Raw genomic sequence first — 24,010 nt, 5'->3', positions numbered from 1 at the left:
ATGTCACATGTGGCATATCTGTGTGACACTTTGTCGGAGCGCATTATGAAAACGCCTGTATCAAGAGCGCGGGACATGTTTCGCTCGCTGCGCCTGACCTTGGTGCTGAGCATGGTTGTACCGTTGATGATATTCAGTGGGGTTGCCATCTACGTGGGGCTCGCTGCGGTTGAGCGTAACCTGAATGACCGTTTGCGGGAGGATCTGGAGCTTGTGGCCCGGGCGGTCAGTGGTCCACTTTCTCAGGCCATGTCCGATGGTGATGAAATTGTTCTTGGGGAGTCGTTGAAATCCATCTTCCGTATCGGCCGTGTATTCGGCGCCTCAGTGTTCGATGAAGATGGGCAGCAGATCGCCAGCCTTGGCGTGGCGGATAGCGATGTTACACGGAGCGACAGTGCGGAGCGCGCGATAGCCAGTGGCAAGCTGGATGGTGCATTTCGTAGGGTTGATGGAATGTCGGTATTCTCGCAGTTCACGCCACTGATTGCTCCGGACGGTCGAATCCAGGGGTTGCTTCAGGTAACCCGAAAACGTAGCGATTTCCATGAGCTGGTGGCATCGAGCCGAATCTGGGCCGTCAGTATCTGGTCGGCGGTGTCGTTGATGGTCATTCTGGTGGTTGTTCTGGGGCACTATGGTGCTGTTGGTCGCCATGTCAGCCGGTTGCTGGAGTTGATGGAGCGGATGGCACCCGGGCGGTGGCAGATTGAGGGAGGTCCTGCGGGCCCGAGGGAACTGAGACAGATCCATGAAGGTTTGCAAGATATGGGCGCCCGTATGGCGGTTGCCGAAAATGAAATCCGGGAGAGCGTTGAGCGTGAGCGTGAGCTGTCAGAGCAGCTGAAGTACCAGGAGAAGGTTGCCATGATCGGTCGGGTCGCCGGTGGTGTTGCGCATGAGTTGGGTGCGCCGCTGAATGTCATCCAGGGTCGCGCCAATATCCTTGGGCGGGGCGACCTGGCAGAGAGTGACCGACGACATCTGAGGGATATTGAGCATCAGGTCGAACGGATGACCTTGATTATTCAGCAACTGCTCGATTGTTTTCGCCATGTGCCGGATTCCCGCCGGGAGACCGATCTGGCGGCCACCGTTCGCGATCTGACAGCGCGGGCCTGCGACGAGCCCAAATGCCACGGTGTTGAGATTTACACTGACATCCCGGAGGTCAGTGCCGGCGTTCTGGCCGAGCCAACCCGCCTGGAAATGGCTTGCCTGAACCTTGTCCGCAACGCGTGTCAAGCTGCTCACTCACGGGTGACCGTGTCTGTAATGCCCATTGAAGGGTACTGGGAATTGAGAGTGGATGATGATGGCCCGGGTATCGATCACTCCTTACGAGAGCGGATTTTCGAACCTTTTTTCAGCACTCGTGCGGCGGGAGAGGGAACTGGCCTGGGGCTCGCGGTGGTCGGCAGTGTGATCAAGGAGCATGGTGGACGGATTGAGGTTGGAACGAACGCGGACGGCGGGTGCCGTATGTCAACCTTCTGGCCAGCATATGAGAAACGCGTGGAGTCGACGGAGGCCCACTATGAAAGCTAGACCAGCTTCGATCATGCTGGTGGAAGACGACGCCAGTTTGCGAACGCTTCTGTCAGAGGAGCTTGAGGTGGATGGTTATGCGGTGCGCAGTGCGGCAACCGTTGAGGAAGGCTGCGATGGATTGCGGGAATGGCGTCCGGACCTGATCGTCTCGGACCTTCGGTTGCCCGATGGCGACGGCCTGGCAATATTGCGGCAGCTACAGGCGGAAGGCCACTCGGTGCCCTTTATCATCATTACAGCCTTCGGCACCGTTGATCAGGCGGTAGAGGCGCTGAAGGCCGGCGCCGATGATTTTCTCACCAAGCCGCTGTCCACCGACCATCTTCGCCTGAAGATCAAACGCCTGCTGGCTCATGCGGCGGTGACCTCTGAACTCGCGCGCTACAAATCGCAAAGTGAAAGTGACAGTGCCCTCGGGCTGGTGGGCGAGAGCCGGGCGATGGAGCAGTTGCGCAACGAAATACGACAGGTGGCCCGTAGCCAGGCGGCAGTCCTGGTGAGTGGCGAGAGTGGCACCGGCAAGGAACTGGTCGCCAGGGCGATTCATGACGAGAGTGAACGTCGGCAAGGGCCATTTATACCGGTCAACTGTGCGGGTATTCCCCATGAGCTGATGGAAAGCGAGTTCTTCGGCCATGAAGCCGGTGCTTTTACCGGCGCAAAATCCGCCCGCAGAGGGCTGTTTGCTGAAGCGGATGGAGGCACACTGCTGCTGGACGAAATTGGCGAGATGCCGCTCGCCCTCCAGGCGAAATTGTTGCGTGTGCTGCAGGAAGGCACGATCAAGCCGGTGGGGTCTGACCACGAAGAGGCCGTAAATGTGCGAATCATTGCGGCCACTCATCAAGACCTGGTCAGGGCCGTTGAGCAAGGTGGCTTCCGCGAAGACCTATACTATCGCCTGGAAACCCTGACCCTGATGGTGCCGCCACTAAGGGAGCGGGATGACGATGTGGATATGCTTGCCATGCATTTCCTGCGGGATTCGGCCTGGCGTCACCAGCGCGGATTCCTGCAATTGGGCGAAGTGGCCGCACGAATGTTGGCGGATTACCCGTTTCCTGGAAATGTCAGGGAACTGGCCAGCGCGATTGAGCGGGCAGTGACCTTCTGCGACGGTGATGTGGTGTTGCCGGAACATCTGCCAGCCCGTATTCGCAAACGGCAGACAGAGTCTGCCGAGGGCCGGCCGGTGCTGCCGTCCGGAAACCTGGCGGATTGGCCCACGTTGGAACAGGTACAGCAGGACTATGTCGTGCGCGTTATTGATGCGGTGGAGGGCAACAAGCGCCGTGCTGCTCAGATACTCGGGGTGAACCGTCGTACTCTCTATCGCTGGCTTGATGCAGAAAAGGACACTGCCGATGACTAATCAGAAACAGGCAATGCTTTATGGCCTTGGAACCGTATTGCTCTGGTCTACGGTGGCAACTGCGTTCAAGTTGTCATTGCGGGAATTGAGTCCGGTCCAGATGCTGGTGGTGGCCTGCTCTGCATCGGTGGTGGTGATGGCGCTCATCCTGGTGGCGCAGGGACGATGGCATCTGGTCTTCGAACTGTCCCGCCGCCAATACGTGCAGTCTTTTGGCATGGGACTCATCAATCCCTGCCTCTACTACTTCCTGCTGTTCGGGGCCTTTGACCGGCTGCCTGCCCAGGAAGCGCAACCCCTGAATTACACTTGGGCACTGGTGCTGGCGTATCTGTCGGTGCCCTTCCTGGGGCAGCGATTGCGACGTGCCGATATCATCGCCGGGTTGATTTGCTACAGCGGGGTCGTCGTTATCGCAACTCGTGGTGACGTGTTGTCGTTGACCTTCTCTGATCCCCTCGGTGTTGGTCTGGCCATCGGCAGTACCCTAGTATGGGCGTCATACTGGATCATCGCCACGCGGGATACCCGGGATCCGGTGGTCGGTCTGTTCCTGAACTTTCTCTGCGGTCTTCCGGTGATTGTGGTGATTTGCGGGATGACGGACGGTTTTGATTTCAGCCCCACAACAGGGCTGTTGGCGGCCATCTACGTGGGTGTGTTCGAGATGGGGATTGCCTTTGTGCTCTGGTCCTACGCGATGAAAAAGGCGGAAAACACCGCCAGGGTCAGTAATCTCATCTTCATTTCGCCGTTCCTGTCCTTGGTCTTTATCTATTTCATCCTCGGCGAGATCATTCTGCCATCCACTTACGTTGGACTGGTCCTGATCGTTGCGGGGCTGTGGATACAGCAGCTCAAGACCCGGGAGAAAATGACCAGGGCTTCATCGGTATGAGCCAGTGGTTCATCTACATGGTGCGAACGGCCAAAGGGGCCCTTTACACGGGGATCACAACCGATGTGGCGCGGCGCTTTGCCGAGCACCAGGCTGGTTCGCCCAAAGGCGCTCGCAGCCTTCGAGGTAAAGGGCCGCTGGAACTGGCATTTGCCGCCGAGACAACAGATAGGGCGACGGCTTCGAAACTGGAGTGGCAGATCAAGCAGTGGCCGCGCCCGCAGAAGGAAGCGCTGATTCGCGGGGATGTACCGCTGCCGGATACGACTGCTGCCGGTACCATCGCTAATAGCAAGGCAGCGAACTGACAAAAAGGCCGCCTTGAAGCTGGTCAGCTCTCCAGGTGTTGGCGTATGAAAGCTCCAGCAGTCTGCAGGGCTTCGGTGGCCCGGTACAGCTGTCCCGCATGGACCTGGAAAACGTGCCAGAGACCGTTATAGATTTCCAGACGTGTATCAACACTGTCGCGGCTGGCAGCGTCCGCCAGGCGCCGGGCATCGTTCAGCAGGATTTCCTGGCTGCCTACCTGTATCAGCAGCGGTGGAAGGCTGGAAAGGTCGCCATATACGGGTGAAATGAGGGGCTCGGACGGCGGTTTGCTGCCGCAGTAGAGGCGTGAAGACTTGTCGATCCACGATTTCTGCAGTACCGGCTCGCACTCAGGTGAGTAAAGGTGCTGGTGGGAAAGGTCGGTCCAGGGCGACAGCACCATCAGCGAGGCGGGCAACGGCAGTCCTTTATCGCGCAGGCGCATGGCCAGGGCCACGGCGAGCCCGCCGCCGGCTGAATCGCCCGCCAGGCAAAGTGTTGAAGGTGGGTGCCCTTCATCCAGCAAAGCCCGGTAGACGGTTTCGGCATCATCCAGGGCTGCCGGAAAGGGGTTTTCCGGTGCCAGTCGGTAGTCGGGGGTAACCACCATCGCGCCACTGAATTTCGACAGGTGGCCGGTTATTCCCTTGTGCGTTTTTGGCGAGCCGATGATGTAACCACCGCCATGGAAATACAGTATGACCCCATGGGGGTTGTCGCTGTGACAGGCCCTGGTGATAGAAAGCCCTTCTGCCTGGATGTCTTCGAACCGGGTGCCACTTGGCGGAATGGATGTCAGGTAGGCCTTGCTGATCAACCGGCGTTGCAGGGCAATGGGAACGGCAGGGTGCAGCAGGGGACGAACGAGTCGGTTCATGGTCTGACGCAGGCCGGCTTCCAGGGCGGTTTGTATCATCGGCAACTCCGGGGTTGTGGTGTGCTAATCTAAGCACCAAGCTTAATGCAGACACACTGCTATTTTCATACCCATTCATGACAGGCGTTTAACTCTACGTGTACTGGAAAACAGATACCATAGAAATTCCGAACTGGGACAGGGCGTCGTTACTTGAGCGAATGTCGCCCTTCGAGCCTGAAAGCCAGGAACAACTCAGCGAGGATATGGTGGCCTACTGCCGGTTCTACGGCCTCGATCTCTGGGTGGAGCACCCGGAGGTCAGCTATCGCCAGGGTTATGTGATGGCGGACCGGCACCAAGTGATGGTCCACTATTTTCGGCTTCCGGACCAACGCAAGCCCCGGGGCACGGTTTTCATCCTGCATGGCTACTTTGACCATGTAGGGCTATACAGCCAGTTGATCGACCGTTGTCTGGGAGCGGGCTTTGATGTGCTCGCCTATGATCAGCCCGGGCATGGGCTGTCCAGTGGCACGCCGGCGGCGATTGGCAGTTTCCTGGAGTATCAGGCCGTGCTGACGGATGTTATGGCCAGCGTCAGGTGTCACGTGCGGGCGCCCTGGTATGCGGTCGGGCAGAGTACGGGCGGGGCAATCCTGATTGACTACCTCCTGACCAACCATCACGACCGGGAAACCTCGGATTTTCGTAGGGTGGTACTGCTGGCACCGTTGATCAGGCCGATGGGTTGGCTGGCTGCCAAGGTTCTGCACAGCATGGTGAAGCCCTTTATATCGCGGTGGCGACGGGCGTTTGGGGCTAATAGTGGAAATTCGCGTTTCCTGAAATTTCTCAGGGATTACGATCCGCTTCAGGCCAGGGCCGTGCATGTGGACTGGGTTTCTGCATTGAGGCAGTGGGTACCGCATATTGAGTCCGCCCGCCCGGTCGATTTTCCAATTACCGTGGTTCAGGGCGAGAAGGATCTGACCGTGGACTGGCAGCACAATCTGCGGATTATCCGCAATAAATTTTCCTCCGTGGAGGAACTCAGGATACCGGATGGGCGTCATCATCTTGTAAATGAAGCCCAGGATTTACAGGCAACTGTATTCAATACCATCGTGGATACGTTTGAAAACGACCATGACGGGTCTCTGTCTGAGGCCAGTTAAGGAAAGCCAATGGCGGCAATATGCCGCGAACAGTCATACTTGGAAAGACTTTGGAGAATGCTGTGAAGAAAACGATTGTAGCTTTTGCCGTCGCCACCGTGGGTCTTGGCGGCTGTATGACATACGATCCTTACACCGGTGAGGAAAAAACCTCTAGCGCCACAAAAGGCAGCATCATCGGGGCTATTGGCGGTGCCGCCGTCGGCGCTGCGACCTCCAGCAGCAGTGACCGTGGCAAGGGCGCGCTGATCGGTGCCGCGTCCGGTGCGGCCATTGGTGGTGGTATCGGCTATTACATGGACAAGCAGGAAGCGCAGCTGCGTCGCAAGCTTGAGGGCTCCGGTGTTCGTGTCGTGCGCAATGGTGACGAAATTGAACTGGTTATGCCGGGCAACATCACCTTCGATGTCAATCAGTCCACCATCAAACCGTCGTTCAGCAACACGCTGGAGTCGGTGGCACTGGTGCTGAAAGAATTCGACAAGACCATTATTCAGGTTGAAGGTCATACCGACAGCACTGGCTCAAGGGACTACAACCAGTTGCTGAGTGAGCGCCGAGCTGGGTCGGTCAGGGATTTCCTGTTGAATCAGGGCATTGAGCCAAAGAGAACCCGGGCGACAGGTTATGGACCGCGTTATCCTATTGCCTCCAACGATACTGCTGGCGGCCGTGAACAGAACCGTCGCGTTGAGCTGACACTGGTTCCCATGCAGTAATATCAGCCCAGACTGATTGAGCGACTCCGGGTCATGCCTGTGTTCCGGAGTCGCTTCCTTCCTTTTCTGCTCCTTCCCCATTTTGCTTCCTGTCTCAAGCTTCAACGTCTGCCTTTGTTCATTAAAGCTTGTTTATGAGAGCCGAATTGGCCTCATCTGACCTGAATCGACCTTCAATGCATGGAACGGTGAAGGGGAATGTCCCGTGGTGGAACATAAGGCTCTATGTTGTCCGTTCCCGGTGAGCCTCAATGATGGAAAATGAGCAAATGGGAGATCTGCTTTGACAACAACGATCACAAAAACAATTGGTTTTACCCTCAGTGTTCTCTTGGCCGCCCCGGCCTTCGCAGAATTGTCGAATGGTGTCGGCCTGACGGGCACTTCGGAAGCCTCCGAATCCGCGCTTCAGCCGGGAGATCGCATACCGGGGCGCTATATCCTCACACTGGACCCGTTGATTCCTGACATGCTGGGGCTTGCCGACCTGCAGGCGAGCGTCGAATCGCTTCTGGTGGCCGTAGGTGGCGGTGATATTCTTCATGTATACCGAACTGCGATGACCGGTGCGGCGGTCACGATGACAGAGCCGCAGGCAGCACTGCTGTCATCCCTGCCTGGCGTGCTGGCAGTTGAGCCCGACCAGGTTGTTGCCGCAAACGCGGTGACGCAGGGCGACGCCACCTGGGGCCTGGACAGGATCGATCAGCCGGTGCTCCCTCTGGATGGGCAATATAGCTACCCGTCCTCTGCCGGCAACGGAGTCAGCGTCTATATCATCGACACGGGTTTGCGGGATAGCCACGACGAGTTTGCCGGACGGGTGATTGAAGGCCGTAACTTTGCGGTGAACGACACGGGCTTGCTGGGATTGGGTGGTTTGCCGTTGATTGGCCCGATCGTCAACATTGGTGGCGAGACTGACCCGGAAGACACCACAGACTGCAATGGACACGGGACCCATGTCGCCAGTACCGCAACTGGCACCGTCTATGGCGTTGCCAAGAACGCATCCATCTCGGCCGTGCGGGTGTTGGACTGCTCTGGTGCCGGTTCTAACGCGGATGTGATTGCAGGTGTTGACTGGGTCGCTGAAAATCATCAGGCGCCGGCGGTTGCCAATATGTCCCTTGGTGGAGGGAATTCAGACGCTCTGGACGATGCCGTGCGTGGTGCGATACAGCGAGGGGTAACATTTGTGGTGGCGGCGGGTAACAGCGATGCTGACGCCTGTTCCGGCTCTCCAAATCGGGTTGCATCAGCGGTAACCGTGGGAAGCACTACCCGCGAGGATCAACGATCGTCGTTTTCCAACCACGGAGAATGTCTGGACCTGTTTGCCCCAGGGTCTGACATAACCGCAGCCTGGTACCAGGAGGACGATGAAGTAAACACCATCAGCGGGACCTCCATGGCATCGCCGCACGTAGCGGGCAGCGTTGCCCTGATCCTGGGGGCTGAACCCGGTCTGTCACCGGCATCGGTCAGTACCAGGCTGGACGAGCTGGCGACCAGAAATGTACTTGGGAGTATTGAAGAGGGCTCTCCCAATCGTCTGCTAAGAGTGCCGCAGTAATGCTTGAGGGCCGGAACGATCCCGTTCCGGCCATTTATCGTTTCCTAGTTCTTCCCGCCAGGCAGCCACTCGTCAATCCTTGCCTTCAGGTCCCGCAACTGGTCTTCCCCTGAATCCCGGATTTCCGAAATCTTCTTGCGTGCTTCTTCGACGTGTTCTTCCAGCGCCTGAATCCGCTCGGAGAAATCTTTCTGTATTTCAGCCTCCGCCTGGTCGTCATCAGCTTTTGCCATCTTCTCTTCTGCATCGGCCTGCAACGTCTGGATCTGTTTACTCCAATGCTCAGCCTGGGTTTCCAGTTTTTTCTGCAATGATTCCTTCAGTGACATAGGGTGCTCCTTTGAGTGAATGTTGGATGCAATGTCAAAACGTTCACTTCCATCATGGCTGCATCTGATGACATCTCAAGGTCAAAGGCCCGGAAAGCGGATTAATAAGAGGTCATGTGCGGGAGTTGGCCCGTTTGGCCATAAAAAAGCCGGGACCTGTTGGCCCCGGCTTTTCACGTTGCTGAAACCGCCTGGATCAGAACAACACGCGGCAGCGGATGGTGCCCTTCACTTTTAGTAGCTTCTCCAGTGCCAGCTCACCGTATTCCTTGTCGACGTCAATCACCACGTAACCGATGTCTTCCTTGGTTTGCAGGTACTGGCCACAGATGTTGATGCCGTTTTCTGAGAACACCTGGTTGATTTCCGACATCACACCCGGCACGTTCTCGTGGATGTGCAGCAGGCGGTGCTGGTTCGGATGCGAGGGCAGGGCCACTTCCGGGAAGTTCACGGAAGAGACGGAGGTGCCGTTGTCGCTGTACATGGCCAGCTTTTCTGCTACTTCGCGGCCGATGTTTTCCTGGGCCTCAATGGTGGAGCCACCGACGTGTGGAGTCAGGATCACGTTGTCGAACTCGCGAAGTGGGGAGATGAACTCCTCGTCGTTGGACTTTGGCTCGACCGGGAAGACATCAATGGCGGCGCCCAGGAGCTTGCCACTGCCCAAGGCTTCGGCCAGGGCGTCAATATCCACCACCGTGCCCCTGGAGGCGTTCATCAGGATGCTGCCCGGTTTCATCTGGGCAAACTGCTCAGCCTTGAACATGTACTTGGTGGACGGTGTTTCGGGGACGTGAAGGCTGATCACATCGCAGGTGTTCAGCAACTCCTGCATCGTGCCTACCTGTGTCGCATTGCCGATAGACAGCTTGGACACCACATCGTAGAAGTACACGTCCATGCCCAGGCCTTCAGCCAGTACACTGAACTGGGTGCCGATATTGCCGTACCCGATGATGCCAAGCTTCTTGCCACGGATTTCGTAGCTGTCCTTGGCGGACTTCAGCCAGTCACCGCGATGGGCCTTGGCGTTCTTCTCGGGAACGCCGCGCAGCAACAGAATGGCCTGGGCGAGAACCAGTTCCGCCACACTGCGGGTATTGGAAAAGGGCGCGTTGAAAACAGCGATGCCGCGACGGGTGGCCGCCTGAAGATCAACCTGGTTGGTGCCAATGCAGAAACAGCCCACCGCTACCAGCTTCTGGGCAGCGTCGAACACCTTCTCGGTCAGCTGGGTGCGTGAGCGGATACCCACGAAATGAGCATCAGCGATTTTCTCCACCAGCTCATCTTCGGCCAGCGAATGAGTCAGGAATTCGATGTTGGTATAGCCTGCGGCGTTCAGGGTATCAATGGCGGACTGATGCACGCCTTCCAGCAGCAGGATGCGGATTTTGCTCTTTTCAAGAGACGTATTTGACATGGGCTTGCTTCCGAACCTTTCGTCACATGAAATGACCCGTGAGGACCGCTGTTGGCGGGCGGGCTCACAGAACAGGGGCGGTATGATACCATAAACGCAGATTTTCACAGCGCGTCGGACCACCTGAATCAACTCTGCCTACCGACGCCCTGATTAACCCTTTGCGAGACCGGACTATCCATGAATCCTGAACAGATCGTTGCCTCCCTCAAAGCCCTGATGGAAACGGGCCAGACCGCCGGGAAAGTGCTGACAGACGCGGCCGACCTGGAAACTTACGGCAAGGACTGGACCAAGATCTATCCACCCAAGCCCGTGGCCATCGTTCTGCCCAAAACCACGGAACAGGTGCAGGCGCTGGTGACGTTTGCCAACGAGAACCAGGTGGCCCTGGTGCCTTCCGGTGGGCGCACGGGCCTGAGTGCCGGGGCTGTAGCGGCCAACGGAGAGGTTGTCGTGGCGTTCGACAACATGAACCAGATCCTGGACTTCAGCGCCAGCGACCGCACCGTGAAGTGCCAGGCCGGGGTGGTGACCGAGCAGTTGCAGAATTATGCCGACGACAACGATCTGTATTACCCAGTGGATTTTGCCTCGGCCGGCTCCAGCCAGTTGGGCGGCAATCTCTCCACCAACGCCGGTGGCATCAAGGTCATTCGCTACGGCATGAGCCGCGATTGGGTCGTCGGCCTGAAAGTCGTGACCGGTAAGGGCGATATCCTGGATCTGAATAAGGACCTGGCGAAGAACAACACCGGTTATGACCTGCGCCACTTGTTTATTGGCGCGGAAGGCACGTTGGGGTTTATCACAGAAGCTACCATGAAGCTGTCGCGCAAGCCGGACAATCTGACCGTGCTGGTGCTGGGCCTGAATGACCTCACCAACACCATGGACGTGCTGCAGACGTTCCAGAAGCAGATCGACCTGACCGCCTACGAGTTCTTTTCCCATCAGGCCATGGGGCACGTACTGGCCCACGGCAAGGTGCAGGCACCGTTTGAAACCGAAGCACCCTACTACGCACTGCTGGAATTTGAGGCGGTTTCGGACCAGGTCATGGATGATGCCATGAGCCTGTTCGAACAGTGTGTGGAGAATGGCTGGGTACTGGATGGTGTTATCAGCCAGAGCGAAACCCAGGCCCAGAACCTATGGCAGCTGCGTGAGCGTATTTCCGAGTCCATTGCGCCGCGTACGCCGTATAAGAACGATATCTCTGTGGTGGTTTCCAAGGTGCCAGGGTTCCTGCAGGAAATCGATGCGGTGGTCACCGAGCACTATCCGGATTTCGAGATCATCTGGTTTGGCCACATCGGCGACGGCAACCTGCACCTGAATATCCTCAAACCGGAAGACATGGCGAAAGAGGATTTCTTTGAGAAATGCCAGCAGGTGAACAAATGGGTCTTCGAGATTGTCGAACGCTATCAGGGCAGCGTGTCTGCCGAGCATGGTGTCGGCATGACCAAGAAACCCTATCTGGAGTACACGCGCAGCGCCGCTGAAATTGCCTACTTGAGGGGCATCAAGCAGGTATTTGATCCCAAGGGTGTGATAAACCCCGGCAAAATTTTTGACTGAAGGCGTTCAGATGATGCGAGTGGTGGCTCCCGGGAGCGACCTGAATGGTAGAACAGCTTTCCCAACGTGAAGGCGACTGTTTTCTTCTGACCCCCAACCGGTCCATGAACTGGCGGGGCAATATCCGCATTTGGCTTGCGGCCGTGTTTCTGTCCCTGATAATTTCCACCGGCATGCTTCTGGCGGGGGCGTGGCCGGTATTACCGTTCGCAGGCCTCGAGTTGACCGCGTTGGCGGCGGCGTTTTATTACACCTCCCGTCGGTGCCAGAGGCGCGAGGTGCTGACCTTCGCACCGGAGCTGATCCGCCTGGAAAAAGGCCTGACCCAGAAGGAGCGGGAGTGGGAGTTACCCCGGCGTCATACCCGTGTATGGCAGGATGTGCCACGCCATCCCTGGACTCCCCCAAAGCTTCACCTGCAGTTCCGGGGCGAGGAAATTTCCCTCGCACCCTTCCTGAATATCGATGACACAGAGGAACTGATTGCTATCCTGGAGAGGCGTGGGCTGAGAGTGGAAAAACGTCGCAGGTCGGAGAGACTCCGGTTCTGAATACACCCATCTGACAATCAAAGTGTTGCTGTATGAAAGATCACATCGTTGTGCTCACTGGCGCGGGTATGAGCGCCGAAAGCGGACTTTCCACGTTTCGCGATAATGGCGGCCTGTGGGAACAACACAGCGTTTATGACGTGGCGACGCCAGAAGCCTTTGCCCGAAACCAGGAGCTGGTGCTGCGTTTCTACAACGAGCGCCGCCAGCAGTTGAAATCGACGGAGCCGAATAAAGCCCACCGCCTGCTGGCGGAACTGGAGCAACATTACCGGGTAACGATCATTACTCAGAATGTGGACAACCTGCACGAGCGGGGTGGCTCCAGCAACGTTATCCATTTGCACGGTGAGCTCACCAAAGCCCGCAGTGCGACGCATCCGGAACTGGTTTACGACATTGGATTCAACGACATACAGCCTGGGGATACCTGTGATCGGGGCTCCCAGCTTCGGCCGCATATCGTGTGGTTTGGCGAGGAAGTGCCGATGATTGAGGCAGCGGCGGAGATCGTGCCCACGGCAGATCATCTGCTGATTGTGGGGACCTCTTTACAGGTCTATCCCGCTGCGGGTTTGGTGGATCTGGTAGATTTCGATGTGCCTGTGACCGTGATCGACCCCGGCGAGCCAGCCAGCCTCTCCAGGGCGAGGGTTATTCGCAAGGGTGCCGGTGAGGGGGTTGCAGAGTGGGTTAGGGAACTGGGGTTATAACGCCAGATATTCCTCCAGCTCCTCCCGGAACGCCGCCTGAACCCCCAACCGCTTCATCATCCAGTAATGCCCGGCAATCATGCGGTCGATAAAGATGCTCTCTACCGGTGGTTTGAAGTAATCGAGGTACTTGAACACGGTGGTGGTCTTGGCAGCAACGTCCTTGTGCAGCTCTGACTCGGCAAAGTCGTAGGGGGTGTCGCTGTCAAAGGGCTGGATCAGAATGTCCCTCCACATGGCATAGTAGGCTTGGTCTACCGCAGGCTGTGATTCGACCCGCGCGCCTAGGTCTATCAGGTGTTTGTCCAGCGCGGCGTAATCCTCATCCAGCGCAGAGATCAGGGCTCTTCGATAGGCTTCGACGATTTCCGGCTTCAGCTTTTTTACGCAGCCAAAATCATAAAGGATGATGGTGCCATCTGGCCGGTAGGCGAAATTGCCGGCGTGAGGGTCGCCATGGATGCACTGGTAGCGGAACAGCTGGTCCGCCATCATGGTGAAGATGCGGTGCCCGATCAGGTTGATGGTGTCCTGATCGTATCTTGCGGGGGTTACCTGGCTGATATGGTCGCCTTCCACCAGTTCCATGGTCAGCACTCGCCGGGAGGAATGGCTGGCGAAGACGGTCGGGATCTTGATCCAGTCGTCATTGGCATGGAACGACTGGAATTCCTCCAGGTTGCGGGCCTCGTTCTCGTAATCCAGTTCCTCTTTGAGCCGCACCCGGATCTCTCCGAATAACTGGTCGACGTGTTCTTTCGGCATCTTCAGCAGCCCGCCCAGTTTCAGGGCCATGCGTAGCTGTTTCAGGTCGCTGTCGCAGGATTCGTCCACACCGGGGTACTGAACCTTGACGATCACATCCGTGCCGTCGTGCAGGCGCGCCCGATGAACCTGACCGATGGAGGCCGCCGCGTAGGGTTTTTCCTGCAGGTATTCGAACAGTTCCGACACCGGCTTGCCAAGCTCACTTTCCACCTGGCCGACAATCACCTCGAACGGCATGGGCGGGGCCTCTTTCTGAAGCCGCTCAAGGGCATCCGAGAATTCCCGGGGCAGAAAGTCCTGGGTCTGGGAGGCAATCTGGCCGACTTTCATGACCGCGCCCTTGAGTTCACCCAGGGTATCGACAATCTGGTCCGCCATGCGGGTATAGCTCTCAGAGCGGGCGCCCTCGTTGTCTTCCTCACTGCGGAAGATCCGGCGCGCGCGTTGGCCGGCGTACTGTCCGGCCACGGACGCCGTCATGCCTGCCAGTCTGAAGAATCGTCCGCTGCGTGTGGTAACCGGTTTCTTTGCCATGCCTGTTAGTCGTCCTGAAAAGCCGATGGACCTGAGGAGGATCGCAATGTCCCACGCCCAGCCTAGAGCACGGTGGTCTCCACAAACAAGGCGTCTTCCAGTTCCAGCGACAATATCTGGCCGGATTCCAGCGGGCCGACACCCTTGGGCGTGCCGGTAAGCACCACATCGCCGGGCATCAGGGTGAACTGAGTGCTCATATGGGCGATTAGCGGCACGATCGGGTTCAGCATGTCCCGGGTATCGCCGGTTTGCTGGCGTTCGCGGTTAATGTCGAGAGTAAAGGTCAGGTGGTCTCGTCGCAGGCGGTCGATGCACACGAACGGCGACAGGGGACAGGCGCCATCAAAGGCCTTCGCGCGCTCCCACGGTTGGCCCTTTTCTTTAAGCTTCGTTTGCACGTCCCGTAGGGTTAAATCCAGCGCCAACCCATAGCCGAGAATGGCGGCCTCTGCCTCGCTAGCAGAGGCATTGGTTAACGGCCGACCAATCAACACCGCGAGTTCGGTCTCGAAATGAACTGCGCCCAGGTCGCGGGGGACCTCCAGAGGGCGGGTAATGTGCACCGCGGAGGTGGCTGGCTTGATGAACAGCAGAGGCTCATCCGGAACCGGGTTGTTCAACTCCCGGGCATGTTCCGCGTAGTTGCGTCCGATGCAGACAATTTTGCCCAGGGGCAGGTTTACCGGTGTTCCGTCTTTCCAGTGGTGCTGATAATCAGGCATGGCCGCTCCCGTAGTGCGTTTTGGAAGGGAGCGAGGGACTCCCTAATCACCTTCAAATGAGCAAACAGTATAAACCTTCAGCCCTTCTTCCTGCAGCTTGCGTGAGCCCCCCAAGTCGGGGAGATCAATCATCGCAGCCACTTCGACGATGTCGGCGCCGATTCGGCGGATGAGCCGCGACGCGGCCAGCATCGTGCCGCCGGTGGCAATCAGATCGTCCACCAGTACGACGTTGTCGCCGGGTTTGAAGGCGTCTTTGTGCAGTTCCACCGAGGCGGTGCCGTACTCCAGTTCGTAGTCTTCCACCAGGGTGTCGAACGGCAGTTTGCCTTTCTTGCGGATCAGTACGAGCGACGCGTTCAGCTCATAGGCCAAGGCCGAGCCGATGATAAAGCCACGGGCGTCTACAGCGGCAACGGCATCAATATTGTGACCGTGGTAGCGGTGAACGAAGGCATCAATCAGCTTGCGGAACGCGGTGCGGTCCTGCAGTACCGTGGTGATGTCGCGGAAGGCGACGCCTGGCTTGGGCCAGTCTGGCACGGTGCGGATGGCTTTCTTGATGCTTTCGGAAAAGTAGTCCATAGCGTGTCCAAGCGCTGAAAACGCAGCTTAGGCTGCGTCCAGAAAGATGAATTTCAGGATGAAGACGATGGCGATGATAACCACGCTGGGGTTTAGATCCGACCAGCGTCCGCTCAATGCTTTCAGGATGGCATAGGTGACGAAGCCGAGGGCAATGCCATTGGCGATCGAGAAGGTCAGCGGCATCATCAGGGTAGTAACCACCGCTGGTGCGGCTTCGGTAATGTCGTCCCAGTCAATCAGCTTCAGGCCGCTGGCCATTAGTATTGCGACGTAAAGCAGGGCAGGGGCGGTGGCGTAAGCAGGAATGATGCTGGCAATGGGGGACAGCAGCAGGCAGGCCATGAAAAGGGCTGCTACTACGACGGCGGTCAGGCCTGTGCGGCCACCGGCGGAGATACCAGCGGTGGACTCAATGTAACTGGTGGTTGTGGAGGTGCCAAGGGCCGCGCCCGACATGGTAGCCACTGAATCCGACATCAGGGCGCGACCCAAACGAGGTAGTTTGCCGTCTTTATCCAGCAGGCCACCGCGCTGGGCGGCGCCGATGAGGGTGCCAGAGGTATCGAACAGGTCCACGAACAGGAAAGCGAAAATCACGCTGATCATGCCAATGTTCAGCGCGCCTGCCAGGTCGAGTTGCATGAAAGTCGGCGCCAGGCTTGGGGGTGCGGACGCAAAACCATCGTACTCCACCAGGCCCAGCCCCATTGCTGCTGTTGTCACGGCGATGATCCCGATCATCACCGCACCGGTAATCTGGCGGAAGGACAGAGCACAGATAAGCACGAAACCGCCAAAGAACAGCAGGCTCTCGGCCATCTTTACGTCACCCAGGCTAACCAGGGTGGCGGGGTTATCAACCACGATGCCGGCATTTTTCAGCGCGATCAGGGCCAGAAAGAAGCCAATACCGGCGGAAATGCCGAAACGCAGGGACATGGGAATGCTGTTGATGATCCATTCCCGGACTTTGAAGATACTCAGCAGGAAGAAGATAAAGCCGGATATGAAGACAGCGCCCAGCGCCACCTGCCAGCTATATCCCATGCCGCCGACAACGGTGAACGAGAAGAACGCGTTCAGGCCCATGCCCGGCGCTAACGCAATCGGGTAGTTGGCCCAGAGCCCCATGATCAGGGTGCCAATGGTGGCCGCCAGGCAGGTCGCCACGAACACCGCACCGAAGTCCATGCCGGTAGCGGAGAGAATGCTGGGATTGACCACAATGATGTACGCCATGGTCAGGAAGGTGGTAAAGCCCGCAAGTACCTCTTTGCGAACCGTGGTGCCATGAGCCTGGAGCTTGAATAGTCGTTCTAGCATGACGGGTGCCTGCCTCACAGGGTGCTGAATGGGGATTGAATGAACCGGTTTCAGGAATTGGGTGAAAAGACAGCAATGTTACCGGCTGGAGTCGAGAACGCCAAGGGACGATTGGTGATTGTTGGGCCGATTATCCGACGCGACTATCCCGTTGAAGACGAATGTCAAAGCGGACCGCCAGTAGTCGGATAATGAAAATGAACAGCACGCCGATGCTCAGAGACAGAGATTCGTTCTCCAGTAGCCATTGGCATACAAAGTACAGCCAGCAACCGGCGAAGGAAATGGAGGCGTAGACCTGGTCCTTGCGGAAAATCAACGGTACCTCATTGCAAAATGTATCGCGCAGGGCACCCCCAAAGGTACCTGTCATGACCCCCAGCAAAGAAGCAATGAACCAGGAATGGCCCAGATCCAGAGCCAATTGGGCACCGAGAATGGAAAAAACACCAAGACCGAGGGCGTCAGGTAGCAGGATACGGGATTGACGGATACGTTCGACGCGGTGCCAATAGCTGAACACAACCGCCATGGCGAGAATCAGGATCGGCTGCTCCTGGTGTTTGATCCAGTACAGCGGGTGATTATCCATCATCAGGTCCCGGAGCGTTCCTCCACCCAGGGCGGTTACGAAGCCGATGGTGAAAACGCCCACCGGGTCCATGTTTTTGGATCGGGCGATCAACATGCCAGAGATCGCAAAGGCAATCACGCCGGTCATTTCCAGTACGTAAATAATGTCAAACATCTATGGCCCTAAGCCGCCTATTGCGAGCGCTGTGATCCTTTGTCGCTTGTCGAAACGAATTTGAGGCCTATCTTGAAGCGCGTTGCGCGTGTGGAGCAATCACTACGTCTCTGATTCGTCTGGCCTATGCCAGTGAGGCTACTTTTTCGACCAGAATAAGCCCTGTTAATCCGGCGAGATTAGATTTCTTTATTTGCTTCATGACGCGACTCTGTTTAGGTTGATAACCATCAATTGACGTTGTCCTCTATCGACTGTCTTACAACGGAGTCACGAACATGAGAGCGATCCTCTGCAAGGAATACGGCCCGGCGGAGACGCTGGTGATTGAAGACGTCACCAGTCCCGTCGTGAAAGGCCATGGGGTCAAAGTACGGGTCAGGGCCGCAGGCCTGAATTTCCCGGATACCCTGATAATTGAAGGCAAGTACCAGCTCAAACCTACCATGCCGTTCTCTCCAGGCGGTGAAATGTCCGGCGAGGTAATAGAGGTGGGAGAGAAAGTCACCCGCTTCAAACCGGGCGACCGGGTTGCGGGCCTCACCGGCTACGGCGCCTTTGCCGAAGAAGTGGTCGTCCCGGAACAGAATATTTTGCCCATTCCCGAATCCATGTCCGATGAAAAAGCGGCTGCTTTTTCCATGGTCTATGGCACCTCGTATTACGCTCTCAAGCAACGCGCGAACATTCAGCCGGGGGAAACTCTGTTGGTGTTGGGTGCCAGCGGTGGTGTTGGCCTGGCAACGGTGGAACTGGGCAAGGCCATGGGCGCCCATGTGATTGCGGCGGCCAGCACGGCAGAGAAACTGGCGGTGGCGAAAGAGGCCGGTGCAGACGAGCTGATCAACTACACTGAAGAGCCGCTGAAAGATGCGGTTAAACGCCTGACAAAGAGCAAGGGCGTGGATGTGATCTACGATCCGGTCGGCGGTGACTTCACGGAACAGGCGCTGCGCGCCATGGCCTGGAACGGCCGTCACCTGATCATTGGCTTTGCGGCCGGCGATATTCCGAAGATTCCGGCGAACCTGACGTTGCTGAAAGGCTGTTCCGTTGTTGGTGTCTTCTGGGGTAGCTTCACCCAGCGCGAGCCGCAGAACAGTGCCCAGAACATGATGGAGTTGCTGAAGCTGTTCTCCGAGGGCAAGATCAATCCGCGAATCAGCGAAGTCTATGACTTCGAAAACTATGAGAAGGCTCTCGGGGCGCTGACCGGACGGACTGCTACGGGGAAGGTTGTCCTTAAGGTCGGTTCTTAAGGCCGGCCCCTAGCCTGTTTGTTTCGGTGGATGCATCGGTGGGGAGCCCCTCCCAAAAAGCGCTTCAAGCACATCCATGTGCGCTTGGGCTCCGCCATCCATGGCTCCGCACATTTTTGGGAGGGGCTCCCCACCGATGCAGGCAAGGCATGGGAGGTATGCCTTAGATCCAGAAAATCTCAGAACCGAACTTTTCCGGCATCAATCTCGGTAACCAGCTCGGAGGTCAACCGGGTATAACCATCTGTACCGGGTAACCAGGCGTAAACTTCCTCTCCAGGCTTGTCGATGGAATAGCCGGCTTTCTGGATATCCACCTTGCGGTATTTGAACGTGCCCGTTTTCTCGATGGCGCTTGTTACCCGGACGAACACCGGAATCGCGTAGGGCGGCAAGTTGTCGTTCAGGTACTGAAACAGCCGGTTCACGTCGAACTCATGGCCATTGGAGTGGGGAACCAGTGTAACCATGCCCGCTTTACCATTGGTGCCCGGAATCTCCACGCCATACACGATGGCCTCTTCCACCATGTTCGAGCCGTCGATAATGTTCTCCACCTCCGTGGTGGATACGTTCTCTCCCTTCCAGCGGAAGGTGTCACCCATGCGGTCCACGAACTGCAGGTGGCCGCAGCCGATTTCTTTTAGCACGTCACCGGTGTTAAACCACTGGTCGCCCTTCTTGAAGGCGTCCCGCAGGATCGATTTTTCCGTGGCTTCTTTCTGGGTATAACCCTCGAAAGACCACTTCTTGGTGATCTCGCCGATCAGCAGTCCCGGTTCGCCCTTTTCGACTTCCTGCATGAATCCGTTGTCGTTCCGAATCGGGTCGCGCGTGCCGTCGTGGAATTTGACCAGTTTGTAGGGGGCGGTGGAAAAGCCAACGGTGTTGTCCAGGTTGAAGAAATTGCTGAAGCCGATGTTGCCCTCGCTGGAGGCATAGAGTTCCGCCACGGTTTCGATACCAAAGCGTTCCTTGAACTCCTTCCAGATGGACGGGCGCAGGCCGTTGCCGATCATCTTGGTGAGGTTGTGATTGCGGTCCTGTTCGCTGGGGGGCTGATTCAGTAGGTAGCGGCAAAGTTCGCCCACGTAGCCGAAGGTGGTTGCCTGGAAATACCGCACGTCCTCCCAGAACGCGCTGGCGGAGAATTTGCGGCGTAGGGCAATGGCGGAGCCACCGGCCATCACGGATCCCCAGCACACCAGCAGGGCGGTGCCATGATAGAGGGGCAGGGTGCAGTAAAGGACATCGTCCGGTTTCATGTCCAGGGACATCATGCCGAACCCGCCGTAGGCTTTCATGAACTTGCGGTGGCTGCCCGGCGCCGCCTTGGGTAAGCCAGTGGTGCCGGAGGTGAACAGGTAGATGGCGGTGTCACCCATAGTGGGCGGATCGGCCGGCTTGGGGGCCGTATTCCGATGGGCGCTGACCTTTGCCGCCATGTTCACATAGCCCTCCGGTGCATCGCCGAGGATGTTCATGGTGTTGGTATCGGCCAGGAACAGGAATGGGTTGGGGTGGCTGGTCCTGATATCGGCTTTAACGCCGTCAAAAGCCTCCACCAGTTCTTCACCCACCACAACCATTTTGGGGCTGACCAGGTTGATGCTGTGCTCCAGCACTCGCCCTTTCTGGGAGGTGTTGAGCATGGCACAGGCAACACCCACCTTGGCGGCACCGGCGACCACGGCGAGCAGCTCCGGACGGTTTTCCAGGAATACGGCGATGGTATCGCCCCGGGTGAGGCCCTCTGTCTTCAGGAAACCGGCAATGCGGTTAGCCCAGCCGTTGAATTCCCGCCAGGTAATGCTGCGGTCTTCAAACAGGATGGCCGTGCGGTGGCCGTACTTTTCGGCGTTGCGTTCCACCAGGGTGCCAAGGGTCAGGTCCTTGTTCTCGTTTTTGACCGAGTAGTAGTAATAGCCCTTGGCAATGGCGGGAAATCGCCGGAGTATGCCCGGCAGGCTGCGAGCAATGTCACGTGGGGATACGTTGTCCTGGGTCATAGGGTCATCCGTCAGGGTCAGTGTGAAACGTTGTTGTTTGTTTTGCCCCCGGACAACGAATGGCTCCGGGGTTAATCCAGAAACAGGTCCGGCAGCAGGGGCTTGTCGCCTGGCTGGTACCGATAATGTTCGAAATCCGTTACGCCGTCGGCCCTGAGCACGTCCTCATCGATCAGGGACTGCCCGGTCATTGCCCCGGCAGGACGGCTGAGGATGCTCAGTGCGGCGTCCGCCATGATGTCCGGCTTGCGGCCCTGGGCCATCATCTGCGGGCCGCCTACTTCAAATTCGATGGCGGCGGTGGCAATCAGGGTTTTTGGCCAAAGGGTATTTACCGCAATACCATAGCGCCGGAACTCCTCGGCCATGCCCATGCTTAGCATGGTCATGGCGTATTTCGTGGTGGTGTAGGGCCCGTACTGGGCAAACCACCGGGTATCTAGGTTCAGGGGCGGTGACAGACTCAGGATATGGGCCTGGTCTGACTCCTTCAGCCAGGGCAGTACCGCCTGGCTGCAGACAAAGACAGCACGGGCATTGACCTGATGCATCAAGTCATAACGGCTGGCTTTCAGTTTCTCTACGCCGGCCAGCTTGATGGCGCCGGCATTGTTCACCAGTGCATCAATACCGCCAAAATGATCTGCGGCCTCGTCCACCCGCTGGCGCACCAGTTTTTCGTCCCGCACGTCCAGCGCCAGGGGCAGGGCCTGGCCACCGGCTTGCCGTATTTCCTCCGCTACGCTGTGGATCGTGCCAGGGAGCTTTGGATGTGGTTCGTCGGATTTGGCACCGATCACCACATTGGCGCCTTCTCTGGCACAAGCAAGGGCAATGGCCCGTCCGATACCCCGGCTGCCGCCGGTAATAAAAACGGTTCTATTCTTCATGTTGCTCATTGTCCGGCCTCCTCGGAGGTGGCACTGGCAGACGTGATATCCACCAGTAACTGGCTACGTTTGACCTGGTCGCCTTTGGCGGCCAGAACCTCTCCTACAGTACCATCGCGGTCTGCTTTCACCGGATGCTCCATTTTCATGGCCTCCAGGATCACCAGGGTATCCCCCTGTTTCACCGCCTGACCGGCCTGAACCAGAACATCGATAATAGCGCCGTCCATGGTGGCCTTTATGCGGCCGCTACCGCTGGTGGCTGCACCACTGGCCGGCTGGTGGGTGACGTCATGCAATGCCAACGCTTGCCCGGACGCCTGCAAATATAGGTGATCGCCCCGGCGGTGATATTGGCATCGCTGACGAACGCCCTTGTCGATAATGCATAACAGGCCATCGCCCATGCTTTCAAGGTCGAGTTCATACTGCTCTTCGCCCCGGGTCACGGTGACGTGATTGCCAGCGCGGCGGACCAGCAGTTCCATGGTTTTATCGCCGGTATCCAGTTTCATTGGACTGACGGTCGACGGCGCGTTGCTCCAGGCGTTATTGTGGTCGGCCCGAACGTCAGGACGGCCTGAATTGCCATGGCCGAACACGCAGGCCGCCAACGCGAGCTCGCGGATGCTGATGTCTTTTGGTGCCAGGGATGGATCGTCTCTGAACGCCTGTTGCAGGAAGGCGGTGGTGGCTTCGCCCTCGCCGAAGGTGTCGTCCGCGATGATGCGGCTCAGGAAATAACGGTTGGTGGTCACACCGAATACGGTGGTGTCTTCCAGCGCCCTGAGCAGCCGGCGGCGGGCTTCGTTGCGATTGCTACCCCAGGCGATCACCTTGGCCAGCATGGGATCATAGTGAGGCGTAATCGAGTCCCCGGAGCGCACGCCGGTATCAAACCGCAACCCTTCGCCTTCAGCAGGCTGGAACTGGTGCAACGGCCCGGTTTGCGGGGTGAAACCGTTGGCTGGGTCTTCTGCGTAAAGGCGTACTTCAATGGCATGGCCGTTCAGCTGGATCTGATCCTGTGTTAGCGGCAGCGCCAGGCCCTCGGCTACGGAAAGCTGCCAGGCCACCAGATCCTGCCCAGTGATCAATTCGGTCACTGGGTGTTCGACTTGCAGGCGAGTGTTCATCTCCAGGAAGTAGAAATCGCGGTCCTTGTCGACGAGGAACTCGACCGTACCAGCACCTTCATAGCCACAGGCCAGCGCCGCCTTCACGGCAGCTTCGCCGATGGCCTGGCGCAGTTCGGGTGTTACAAACGGAGAAGGTGCCTCTTCGACGACTTTCTGGTGGCGCCGCTGAACCGAACAGTCCCGTTCACCGAGATAAACCGCGTTGCCGTGTTGGTCTGCGAATACCTGGATTTCGATATGGCGGGGCTCAATAACCGCCTTCTCCAGAATCAGTTCCCCATCCCCAAAGGCCTGCTTGGCCTCGGAACGGGCACGCTGGATGTTATCGGCCAGTTCGTTTTCTTCCTCCACCAGCCGCATACCACGGCCACCACCGCCAGCGGAGGCCTTGATCATCAATGGGTAGCCGATATTCTTGGCGGCCTCGATGAGCTCTTCGTCGCTGGCATTGTCGCCTTCAAAACCGGGCACCACCGGCACACCGGCTTCCTGCATGGCAATCTTCGACCGCCGCTTGCTGCCCATCAGTTCAATAGCCGCCTCTGGCGGTCCCACAAATACCAGACCAGCGTCTTTGCAGGCCCTGGCAAACCCGGAATTCTCCGACAGAAACCCATACCCCGGATGCACGCAATCAGCCCTGGTCTGAACCGCCGCCTGGATAATCGCCTCGGCGCTCAAATAGGAAGCCGATACCTGAGCCGGACCAATACACACCGCCTCGTCCGCCATCTCCACGTGCAGGGCCTTGGCGTCTGCCTCGGAATACACTGCCACCGTCCGGTATCCCAGCGACTTCGCGGTTTTAATGACTCTGACTGCGATTTCACCCCGGTTGGCGATTAAGAGTTTTTTTAGCATTTTGCTGGTCTCTTGCTTGGGTGGTTGGTCGCGTTGGTGCGAGGGAGGCATAGGGGCAGGACCGTAAAAAACATCCCTGTTTTTTACGGTCCTGCCCCTATGCC

Annotated in this window: 22 protein-coding genes; 11 read left to right on the top strand and 11 right to left on the bottom strand. The window is 57.7% G+C overall.

The window, feature by feature from the left end; translation table 11 throughout:
• Positions 1–45: 45 nt before the first annotated feature.
• Genes AC0B60_RS11210 through AC0B60_RS11195 form a run of 4 tightly spaced genes read left to right on the top strand, consistent with a single transcriptional unit; the run spans position 46 to position 4,129 of the window.
• A complete protein-coding gene (locus tag AC0B60_RS11210) occupies positions 46–1,548 on the top strand; it encodes an ATP-binding protein (RefSeq protein ID WP_465085891.1) in 1,503 nt (500 codons plus the stop codon).
• Positions 1,538–2,923, top strand: coding sequence for a sigma-54-dependent transcriptional regulator (locus AC0B60_RS11205; protein ID WP_465085890.1), 1,386 nt, complete (start codon positions 1,538–1,540; stop codon positions 2,921–2,923). Before AC0B60_RS11210 ends, AC0B60_RS11205 begins: the two co-directional genes overlap by 11 nt.
• On the top strand, positions 2,916–3,821 hold the full coding sequence (locus tag AC0B60_RS11200; protein WP_465085889.1) for a DMT family transporter: 906 nt from the start codon (positions 2,916–2,918) through the stop codon (positions 3,819–3,821). The genes AC0B60_RS11205 and AC0B60_RS11200 overlap by 8 nt, the downstream gene beginning before the upstream one ends.
• Positions 3,818–4,129 (top strand): GIY-YIG nuclease family protein, encoded by a 312-nt coding sequence (locus tag AC0B60_RS11195; RefSeq protein WP_465085888.1) that lies wholly within the window; start codon positions 3,818–3,820, stop codon positions 4,127–4,129. The genes AC0B60_RS11200 and AC0B60_RS11195 overlap by 4 nt, the downstream gene beginning before the upstream one ends.
• A 23-nt stretch (positions 4,130–4,152) precedes the next feature.
• Here AC0B60_RS11195 and AC0B60_RS11190 read toward each other — a convergent pair whose 3' ends face one another.
• Positions 4,153–5,046, bottom strand: coding sequence for an alpha/beta hydrolase (locus AC0B60_RS11190; protein ID WP_465085887.1), 894 nt, complete (start codon positions 5,044–5,046; stop codon positions 4,153–4,155).
• A 98-nt stretch (positions 5,047–5,144) separates the two neighbouring features.
• Here AC0B60_RS11190 and AC0B60_RS11185 point away from each other — a divergent pair, with 98 nt between their 5' ends.
• From AC0B60_RS11185 to AC0B60_RS11175, 3 genes are all read left to right on the top strand, one after another.
• A complete protein-coding gene (locus AC0B60_RS11185; RefSeq protein ID WP_465085886.1) occupies positions 5,145–6,164 on the top strand; it encodes an alpha/beta hydrolase in 1,020 nt (339 codons plus the stop codon).
• Positions 6,165–6,226: 62 nt separating this feature from the next.
• Positions 6,227–6,883 (top strand): YiaD family glycine zipper/OmpA-like lipoprotein, encoded by a 657-nt coding sequence (locus AC0B60_RS11180; RefSeq protein WP_465085885.1) that lies wholly within the window; start codon positions 6,227–6,229, stop codon positions 6,881–6,883.
• 283 nt (positions 6,884–7,166) lie between these two features.
• Complete coding sequence (locus tag AC0B60_RS11175) at positions 7,167–8,459, top strand: S8 family peptidase (RefSeq protein ID WP_465085884.1); 1,293 nt, start codon at positions 7,167–7,169, stop codon at positions 8,457–8,459.
• A 44-nt stretch (positions 8,460–8,503) separates the two neighbouring features.
• Here the strand turns inward: AC0B60_RS11175 and AC0B60_RS11170 are convergent, their stop codons facing one another.
• Together AC0B60_RS11170 and serA are read right to left on the bottom strand one after the other, a co-directional pair.
• Positions 8,504–8,788, bottom strand: a complete 285-nt coding sequence (locus AC0B60_RS11170; RefSeq protein ID WP_465085883.1) for a hypothetical protein — start codon at positions 8,786–8,788, stop codon at positions 8,504–8,506.
• Positions 8,789–8,984: 196 nt separating this feature from the next.
• Entirely contained in the window at positions 8,985–10,214 is a 1,230-nt protein-coding gene (serA, locus tag AC0B60_RS11165) for a phosphoglycerate dehydrogenase (RefSeq protein ID WP_465085882.1), read from the bottom strand.
• Positions 10,215–10,394: 180 nt separating this feature from the next.
• Between serA and AC0B60_RS11160 the strand changes: the two genes are divergently transcribed.
• From AC0B60_RS11160 to AC0B60_RS11150, 3 genes are read left to right on the top strand one after another with little or no spacing between them, the layout of a single operon-like run.
• Positions 10,395–11,798 carry an FAD-binding oxidoreductase gene (locus AC0B60_RS11160; protein ID WP_465085881.1) on the top strand — a complete coding sequence of 468 codons (1,404 nt, stop codon included), beginning with the start codon at positions 10,395–10,397 and terminating at the stop codon, positions 11,796–11,798.
• Positions 11,799–11,842: 44 nt separating this feature from the next.
• The gene (locus AC0B60_RS11155) at positions 11,843–12,349 is read left to right on the top strand and encodes a DUF2244 domain-containing protein (protein ID WP_465085880.1); all 507 of its coding nucleotides are present in this window, start codon (positions 11,843–11,845) and stop codon (positions 12,347–12,349) included.
• Between the two features lie 32 nt (positions 12,350–12,381).
• Positions 12,382–13,062 (top strand): SIR2 family NAD-dependent protein deacylase, encoded by a 681-nt coding sequence (locus AC0B60_RS11150; protein ID WP_465085879.1) that lies wholly within the window; start codon positions 12,382–12,384, stop codon positions 13,060–13,062.
• Here the strand turns inward: AC0B60_RS11150 and AC0B60_RS11145 are convergent.
• The 5 genes from AC0B60_RS11145 to AC0B60_RS11125 form a co-directional block, all read right to left on the bottom strand.
• The gene (locus tag AC0B60_RS11145; protein WP_465085878.1) at positions 13,057–14,364 is read right to left on the bottom strand and encodes an ABC1 kinase family protein; all 1,308 of its coding nucleotides are present in this window, start codon (positions 14,362–14,364) and stop codon (positions 13,057–13,059) included. The two genes, AC0B60_RS11150 and AC0B60_RS11145, sit on opposite strands and share 6 nt — an antisense overlap.
• 62 nt (positions 14,365–14,426) lie before the next feature.
• Positions 14,427–15,089 (bottom strand): fumarylacetoacetate hydrolase family protein, encoded by a 663-nt coding sequence (locus AC0B60_RS11140; RefSeq protein WP_465085877.1) that lies wholly within the window; start codon positions 15,087–15,089, stop codon positions 14,427–14,429.
• Positions 15,090–15,131: 42 nt separating this feature from the next.
• Positions 15,132–15,674, bottom strand: a complete 543-nt coding sequence (locus tag AC0B60_RS11135) for an adenine phosphoribosyltransferase (protein WP_465085876.1) — start codon at positions 15,672–15,674, stop codon at positions 15,132–15,134.
• A 27-nt stretch (positions 15,675–15,701) separates the two neighbouring features.
• A complete protein-coding gene (locus tag AC0B60_RS11130; protein WP_465085875.1) occupies positions 15,702–17,000 on the bottom strand; it encodes an NCS2 family permease in 1,299 nt (432 codons plus the stop codon).
• A 130-nt stretch (positions 17,001–17,130) separates the two neighbouring features.
• The gene (locus AC0B60_RS11125; RefSeq protein WP_465085874.1) at positions 17,131–17,748 is read right to left on the bottom strand and encodes a trimeric intracellular cation channel family protein; all 618 of its coding nucleotides are present in this window, start codon (positions 17,746–17,748) and stop codon (positions 17,131–17,133) included.
• 278 nt (positions 17,749–18,026) lie between these two features.
• Between AC0B60_RS11125 and AC0B60_RS11120 the strand changes: the two genes are divergently transcribed.
• Positions 18,027–19,007, top strand: coding sequence for an NADPH:quinone oxidoreductase family protein (locus AC0B60_RS11120; protein WP_465085873.1), 981 nt, complete (start codon positions 18,027–18,029; stop codon positions 19,005–19,007).
• A gap of 179 nt (positions 19,008–19,186) precedes the next feature.
• Here AC0B60_RS11120 and AC0B60_RS11115 read toward each other — a convergent pair whose 3' ends face one another.
• The 3 genes from AC0B60_RS11115 to AC0B60_RS11105 all read right to left on the bottom strand — a co-directional run bounded on the left by AC0B60_RS11115 (position 19,187) and on the right by AC0B60_RS11105 (position 23,906).
• Positions 19,187–21,016 carry a long-chain-acyl-CoA synthetase gene (locus AC0B60_RS11115; protein WP_465085872.1) on the bottom strand — a complete coding sequence of 610 codons (1,830 nt, stop codon included), beginning with the start codon at positions 21,014–21,016 and terminating at the stop codon, positions 19,187–19,189.
• A 71-nt stretch (positions 21,017–21,087) separates the two neighbouring features.
• Positions 21,088–21,915, bottom strand: a complete 828-nt coding sequence (locus AC0B60_RS11110) for an SDR family oxidoreductase (RefSeq protein ID WP_465085871.1) — start codon at positions 21,913–21,915, stop codon at positions 21,088–21,090.
• Positions 21,912–23,906, bottom strand: a complete 1,995-nt coding sequence (locus AC0B60_RS11105) for an acetyl/propionyl/methylcrotonyl-CoA carboxylase subunit alpha (protein WP_465085870.1) — start codon at positions 23,904–23,906, stop codon at positions 21,912–21,914. Before AC0B60_RS11105 ends, AC0B60_RS11110 begins: the two co-directional genes overlap by 4 nt.
• Positions 23,907–24,010 lie beyond the last annotated feature (104 nt).

It is taken from the genome of Marinobacter sp. V34 (assembly GCF_055524115.1).
The sequence above is the reverse complement of the archived record's forward strand: the minus strand, read 5'-3'. Positions and strand labels throughout refer to the sequence as shown.

Bases quoted from the DNA above. Each gene is read 5' to 3' on its own strand.
- AC0B60_RS11210 (WP_465085891.1), top strand. From the start codon at position 46: ATGAAAACGCCTGTATCAAGAGCGCGGGACATGTTTCGCTCGCTGCGC.
- AC0B60_RS11205 (WP_465085890.1), top strand. From the start codon at position 1,538: ATGAAAGCTAGACCAGCTTCGATCATGCTGGTGGAAGACGACGCCAGT.
- AC0B60_RS11200 (WP_465085889.1), top strand. From the start codon at position 2,916: ATGACTAATCAGAAACAGGCAATGCTTTATGGCCTTGGAACCGTATTG.
- AC0B60_RS11195 (WP_465085888.1), top strand. From the start codon at position 3,818: ATGAGCCAGTGGTTCATCTACATGGTGCGAACGGCCAAAGGGGCCCTT.
- AC0B60_RS11190 (WP_465085887.1), bottom strand. From the start codon at position 5,046: ATGATACAAACCGCCCTGGAAGCCGGCCTGCGTCAGACCATGAACCGA.
- AC0B60_RS11170 (WP_465085883.1), bottom strand. From the start codon at position 8,788: ATGTCACTGAAGGAATCATTGCAGAAAAAACTGGAAACCCAGGCTGAG.
- serA (WP_465085882.1), bottom strand. From the start codon at position 10,214: ATGTCAAATACGTCTCTTGAAAAGAGCAAAATCCGCATCCTGCTGCTG.
- AC0B60_RS11160 (WP_465085881.1), top strand. From the start codon at position 10,395: ATGAATCCTGAACAGATCGTTGCCTCCCTCAAAGCCCTGATGGAAACG.
- AC0B60_RS11155 (WP_465085880.1), top strand. From the start codon at position 11,843: ATGGTAGAACAGCTTTCCCAACGTGAAGGCGACTGTTTTCTTCTGACC.
- AC0B60_RS11150 (WP_465085879.1), top strand. From the start codon at position 12,382: ATGAAAGATCACATCGTTGTGCTCACTGGCGCGGGTATGAGCGCCGAA.
- AC0B60_RS11145 (WP_465085878.1), bottom strand. From the start codon at position 14,364: ATGGCAAAGAAACCGGTTACCACACGCAGCGGACGATTCTTCAGACTG.
- AC0B60_RS11140 (WP_465085877.1), bottom strand. From the start codon at position 15,089: ATGCCTGATTATCAGCACCACTGGAAAGACGGAACACCGGTAAACCTG.
- AC0B60_RS11135 (WP_465085876.1), bottom strand. From the start codon at position 15,674: ATGGACTACTTTTCCGAAAGCATCAAGAAAGCCATCCGCACCGTGCCA.
- AC0B60_RS11130 (WP_465085875.1), bottom strand. From the start codon at position 17,000: ATGCTAGAACGACTATTCAAGCTCCAGGCTCATGGCACCACGGTTCGC.
- AC0B60_RS11125 (WP_465085874.1), bottom strand. From the start codon at position 17,748: ATGTTTGACATTATTTACGTACTGGAAATGACCGGCGTGATTGCCTTT.
- AC0B60_RS11120 (WP_465085873.1), top strand. From the start codon at position 18,027: ATGAGAGCGATCCTCTGCAAGGAATACGGCCCGGCGGAGACGCTGGTG.
- AC0B60_RS11115 (WP_465085872.1), bottom strand. From the start codon at position 21,016: ATGACCCAGGACAACGTATCCCCACGTGACATTGCTCGCAGCCTGCCG.
- AC0B60_RS11110 (WP_465085871.1), bottom strand. From the start codon at position 21,915: ATGAGCAACATGAAGAATAGAACCGTTTTTATTACCGGCGGCAGCCGG.
- AC0B60_RS11105 (WP_465085870.1), bottom strand. From the start codon at position 23,906: ATGCTAAAAAAACTCTTAATCGCCAACCGGGGTGAAATCGCAGTCAGA.